At 73.9% G+C, this 5,381-nt stretch carries 6 protein-coding genes; 5 read left to right on the forward strand and 1 reads right to left on the reverse strand.

Annotation, left to right across the window (positions count from 1 at the left end):
* On the forward strand, positions 1-719 hold a 719-nt coding region (locus ABZE72_RS15350; protein WP_372729905.1), incomplete at its 5' end, for an ABC transporter ATP-binding protein.
* Positions 694-2,247, forward strand: a complete 1,554-nt coding sequence (locus ABZE72_RS15355; RefSeq protein WP_372729906.1) for a hypothetical protein — start codon at positions 694-696, stop codon at positions 2,245-2,247. The genes ABZE72_RS15350 and ABZE72_RS15355, both read left to right, overlap by 26 nt.
* Positions 2,248-2,268: 21 nt before the next feature.
* Here the strand turns inward: ABZE72_RS15355 and ABZE72_RS15360 are convergent, their stop codons facing one another.
* On the reverse strand, positions 2,269-2,835 hold the full coding sequence (locus ABZE72_RS15360) for a hypothetical protein (RefSeq protein ID WP_372729907.1): 567 nt from the start codon (positions 2,833-2,835) through the stop codon (positions 2,269-2,271).
* Positions 2,836-2,890: 55 nt separating this feature from the next.
* Between ABZE72_RS15360 and ABZE72_RS15365 the strand changes: the two genes are divergently transcribed.
* The 3 genes from ABZE72_RS15365 to ABZE72_RS15375 all read left to right on the forward strand — a co-directional run.
* Positions 2,891-4,147 carry an acyl-CoA dehydrogenase family protein gene (locus ABZE72_RS15365; RefSeq protein WP_372729908.1) on the forward strand — a complete coding sequence of 419 codons (1,257 nt, stop codon included), beginning with the start codon at positions 2,891-2,893 and terminating at the stop codon, positions 4,145-4,147.
* A complete protein-coding gene (locus ABZE72_RS15370) occupies positions 4,144-4,929 on the forward strand; it encodes an SDR family NAD(P)-dependent oxidoreductase (RefSeq protein ID WP_372729909.1) in 786 nt (261 codons plus the stop codon). Before ABZE72_RS15365 ends, ABZE72_RS15370 begins: the two co-directional genes overlap by 4 nt.
* The coding region (locus ABZE72_RS15375; protein WP_372729910.1) for a phosphotransferase family protein at positions 4,926-5,381 on the forward strand (456 nt) is incomplete at its 3' end. The genes ABZE72_RS15370 and ABZE72_RS15375, both read left to right, overlap by 4 nt.

Genomic DNA, 5,381 nt, shown 5'->3' on the forward strand with positions numbered 1-5,381 from the left:
GACTGCCCGCGAGTGCCATGCCGATGGTCGACGTCCGGGGGCTGCACGTCCGGTTCGGTCAGGTGGAGGCGGTCGCCGGCATCGACCTCGCGGCGTACGGCGGACAGGCCACCGCCCTGCTCGGCCGCAACGGCGCCGGCAAGTCGACCACGATGCGGGTGCTGGCCGGGGTGGTCCCGCCGACCGAGGGTCACGTCACCGTCGCCGGGTACGACGTCCGCACCGCCACGCTGGCCGCGCGTCAGTCCAGCGGCTACTGCCCCGACGTCGGTGGACTGGTCCCGCGGGCGACCGCTTGGGAGCACCTGCAGCTCTCCGCTCGGCTGCGCCGGATGACCGACTGGGAGCAGGGCGCCCGGGACCTCCTCGAGCGTTTCGAGCTGGGCGACGCCACCCACCGGGTGACGGCCGGCTACTCGCACGGGATGGGCCGCCGGCTGTCCGTCCTGCTCGCGGCCCTGCACGAGCCCGCGGTGCTGCTGCTCGACGAGCCGTTCGACGGGGTCGACCCGATCGGCGTCGAGGCCACCCTGGACGTGATCGCCCAGGCCCGGGCCCGCGGCGCCTGCGTCCTGGTCTCCACGCACCTGCGCGAGCTGGCGATCGAGGCCTGCTCCACCGTGCTGGTCCTGCGCGGTGGCGCCCGGGTGGCCAGCACGGACGCCCGCGACATGGCAGGCGAGGAGGGGGCCCGTGCCTACCGTCGCCTCCTCGACTGAGCTGATCACCCCCGACCGACCCTGGCCGGTCAAGGCCCGGCACGCGGCCGTCGACGTCACCCACCTGGTCCGGTTCCGGACCTCCGGCTTGCGCCGACGTACGACGGGCCCGGCGCTGGGACTCGGCTTCCTGGTGCTCACCGCGCTGGCCGCCGTGGTCCCGGCCTTCACCGAGGGCGCCGCCTCCAGTGCACGCGCTTCCGACGTCCGCCTCCTGCTGCCCACCGCGATGGCGGGCTTCCTCATCATCGCGGTCGTGGCCGCTGTCGCGTCCGGCGGCGGGCGGGAGCTGATCCCCCGTGACGAGGCGGTCGCCTTCCCGGTCAGCCCCACCACCGACCACCTGGGCGCCCTGCTGCTGGCGCCGCTGAACATCGCCTGGCTGATCCAGGCCTGGTTCCTGCTCGGCGCCACGGCGTACGCGCTGGTGCCGGCGCTGCTGCTGCCGGCGCAGATCGGGATGCTGCTGTGGCTGGCGATCGCCACCGCGCTCGCCCAGGTCGTGGCCTGGGCGATGGAGGCGCTGCGCCGCCGACCGCACGGCGTGGGCGCCGTCCGCGCGCTCGGCGTGCTCGGTGTGCTCGCCGGGCTGGTGCTGCAGCTGTCCGGCCGGCTCACCGACGTGCTCGACCGGATCCCCACGGTGCTGCTGATCGGCGGTCTGACCGAGGGGTGGTCGTGGCGGTGGGCCGGCACGGTGCTGGCCGAGCTGCTGGTGCTCGCCGCCGCCGTCGCCCTGGGTGCGGTGCCCGCCCACCTGGCAGCCCGGCGTACGCCGCGCGACGAGGTGCGCGCGGAGAGCGGCCACCGGCCACCGCGGCCGATGCCGCGCAGCGTGCTGGCCGCCCTGGTCCGTACGGACCGGGCGTCGGTGTGGCGGGCCGTGCCGATGCGTCGCGGTCTGGCGGTGCTGGCCGTCGCGCCCGGCCTGGTCGCGATCGCCGGCGACCTGCCCTGGTCGACGATGACAATCCTGCCCGGCCTGGTCGCCTCCGGTGGCGCGCTGCTCTTCGGTGTCAACGCCTGGTGCCTGGACGGACGCGGTGCCCTGTGGCGCGCGAGCCTGCCGGTCGCGCCGAGCTCGGTCTTCGCGGCCCGGGCCTGGGTGCTGGCCGAGTTCCTGATGGTGGCGGCGGCGGTGACGCTGGCGCTGGCCAGCCTGCGGGCCGGGCTGCCCAACCGGGTGGAGCTGGCCGCCCTGCTCTCGACCTGGGTGGTGGTGACCCTGCAGGTGGTCGCGGCCTCGCTGCGCTGGTCGGCCCGCAACCCGTACCCCGTTGACCTGCGCTCGGCCCGGGCCACGCCGGCGCCTCCGGTCAAGATGGTCGGCTACTCGGCCCGCCTCGCGGTCAGTACGACGCTCACCGGCCTGGTCTTCGGGGCGCTCACCCGGGCGCAGGACTGGCAGGCGCCGGTGCTGGTGGCCTTCGTCTTCCTGTGCTGGTCGGCGTTCCGGCTGGCGCGGACGCGGGCCCGTTGGCTGGACCCGGTCGACCGGGCCCGGGTGGTCACCGCCGTCTCGGCCTGAGCGCCCGGCCCGCTGCGCCGGTCAGGAGGTGGGCGCCGCCCGGCGCTGGCAGTCGGCCTGGGCGGCGCTGAACCGGGCGAGCGCCGGCCCGTCCCAGGCACCGGACAGGGTGTCCACCACGGCAGCCCGCAGCTGCTCGGTCGTCAGGGCCTCGCGCAGGCACTGCGCGTACCTCGCCCGGTCGATCGCGCCGTGGCTGAGCTGTTCCTGGGCCCGGGCCGACTGGTCCACGAAGTCGGCGCAGCTGAACTGGGCGTCCACCCAGGTCCCGGCGTCGTCGCGGGAGAGGATCGGCAGCTCGTCCACCACGTCGTACGACGCGTCCAGGACGCCGGCGCTGCGGAGCTGGTCGGGGGTGGTCCGCGCGAGCAGGGCGTCGGCGAAGCAGCGCGCGTCGGCTCTCTCCGCCCTCGTGGCCCGGGCGCCCACGACGAGCTCGACCAGCCCCGCCCGGATCGCGGTCGTGCTCGCGGTGGCGCCGCCTGTGTCGGAGGAGCCCTCGCCGGTCTCACCGGTCTCGCCGGAGGAGCAGCCACCGAGCAGCAGCAGTGCGGCACCCAGCAGACAGGTCACGGCAGCACGGGTCACGAGCCCTCCTCGGACGTCTCGGCGAACGTCAGGATCATCCCACTAGGGTGCCCGCATGGACTTCTCTCCCTCGCCACGTGCCGCCGACCTCACTGCCCGCGTGGCGGCCTTCATGGCCGAGGAGATCGAGCCGATCGAGCACGCCTACCACCAGGAGCTGGCCGAGCTGCGGCGTACCGGCGACCCGTGGAAGCCGCTGCCGATCCTCGACGAGCTGAAGGCGAAGGCGCGCGCCCAGGGTCTGTGGAACCTCTTCCTCCCGGCCGAGCACGCCGGCGAGTACGCCGCCCGCTTCGGCACCGACGGGGGCGAGGGGCTCACCAACGTCGACTACGCGCCGATCGCCGAGCTGACCGGGCGCTCGGCGATCGCCCCGCTGGTCTTCAACTGCAACGCCCCGGACACCGGCAACATGGAGGTACTGCTGCGCTACGGCACCGACGAGCAGCGCCGGCAGTGGCTGGAGCCGCTGCTGGACGGGACGATCCGCTCCGCGTTCACGATGACCGAGCCCGACGTGGCCTCCTCGGACGCGACGAACATGGCGGCGACCGCGGTGGTCGACGGCGACGAGATGGTGATCAACGGCCGCAAGTGGTGGTCCACCGGCGTGGGCAACCCCGACTGCAAGATCTTCGTCTTCATGGGCCTCACCGACCCCGAGGCCGACCGGCACCACCGGCACTCGATGGTGCTGGTCCCGCGCGACACCCCGGGCGTCCGGATCGAGCGGATGCTCAGCACGATGGGGATCTACGACGAGCCGCTCGGCCACGGCGAGGTCTCCTTCACCGACGTACGTGTCCCGCTGGCGAACGTGATCAGTGGGCCCGGCGAGGCGTTCGCGATCGCCCAGGGCCGGCTCGGTCCCGGCCGCGTGCACCACTGCATGCGGCTGATCGGGCTGGCCGAGCTGGCGCTCGAGCTGGCCTGCAAGCGCGGCCTGGAGCGCAGCGCGTTCGGCAAGCCGCTGGCCTCGCTCGGCGGGAACCGCGAGCGGATCGCCGACGCCCGGATCGCCATCGAGATGGCCCGGCTGCTGGTGCTCAACGCCGCCTGGAAGCTCGACGTGGGCGGCCCGATGAACGCGCTCTCCGAGGTCTCCCAGATCAAGGTGGCGGTGCCGAACATGGCCCAGCAGGTGATCGACATGTCCATGCAGCTGCACGGTGGCGGCGGGCTCTCCGACGACCTCCCGCTCTCCGCGGCCTGGACCTCGGCACGGGCGCTGCGGCTGGCCGACGGGCCGGACGAGGTGCACCGCGGTGTCGTCGCCCGCCTGGAGCTCGGCAAGTACGGCGCCCGACGGTGAGCGCCCCGCTGCGGGTCCTGGTCACCGGGGCCGCCTCCGGGCTGGGGGCCGCACTGGCCGAGGCCTACGAGGCCCGGGGCGCCGAGGTGCTGCGCACCGACGTGAGCATCGACGCCTCTTCCGAGGCCTCCGACGGGCTGCACCTCGACATCACCTCCGACGGCGACTGGGCCGCCGCGCTCGCCCTCGTCGAGCAGCGCTGGGGCGGCCTCGACGTGCTGGTCAACAACGCCGGCGTCGCCGGTGGCGGCCGGCTCGACGTCGCCTCGATGGACGAGTGGCAGTGGATCACCGAGATCAACCTCTTCGGCGTCGTCCGCGGCACCCGGACCTTCGTGCCGATGTTCAAGCGCCAGCGCTCCGGCCGGATCGTCAACGTCGCCTCGCTGGCCGGGCTGGTGCACCCGGCCGGGATGGCGTCGTACAACGCGGTCAAGGCCGCCGTCGTCGCGCTGACCGAGACGACCGGCCACGAGCTGGCGTCGTACGGCGTGAGCGCGCACGTGGTCTGTCCGTCGTACTTCCGGACGAACCTGATGTCCTCGATGCGTGGGGAGGACACCGAGCTGGGGGCCGTGATCGCCCACCTGGTGGAGAGCTCGCCGTTCACCGCCGAGCAGATCGCGGCCGCGGTGCTCGAGGGCATCGACCGCGGCGAGGAGCTGATCGTGCCGGACGCGGCGGCGCGTGCGGCGTACGACCTGAAGCGCACCGACCGGGCGGCGTACGACGCGGTGATGCGGGCGCAGGCCGCCAAGCTCGACGGGAGCGTGTCGGGGTGACGCTCGACGCCGGGAACCCGGCCAAGCGGGTCCGCGACGAGGACTCCTTCGACGTGGCGGCGGTCGCCGACTGGCTACGCGAGAACGCCACGCTGCCGAGTGGATGGGACTCCGGCGACCTGGCCGGTACCCCGGAGGTCCGCCAGTTCCCCGGCGGCGCCTCGAACCTGACCTACCTGCTGCGCTACCCGAGCGTGGATAGCGTGGATGGCGGGGACGGCGTGGCCCGTGACCTGATCCTGCGTCGTCCGCCGGCCGGGGTGAAGGCGGCCAGCGCCCACGACATGGGCCGCGAGTTCCGGATCCAGTCGGCGTTGGCGCCGGTCTTCGACTACGTCCCGGCGATGGTCGGATTCTGTGCCGACGACACCGTGATCGGCTCCGAGTTCTACGTGATGCAGCGACTCGAGGGCACGATCCTGCGCCGCGACCTGCCGTGGCCGCTGACGCCC

It is taken from the genome of Nocardioides sp., from assembly GCF_041600255.1.
In the GTDB taxonomy this organism is placed as follows: domain Bacteria; phylum Actinomycetota; class Actinomycetes; order Propionibacteriales; family Nocardioidaceae; genus Nocardioides.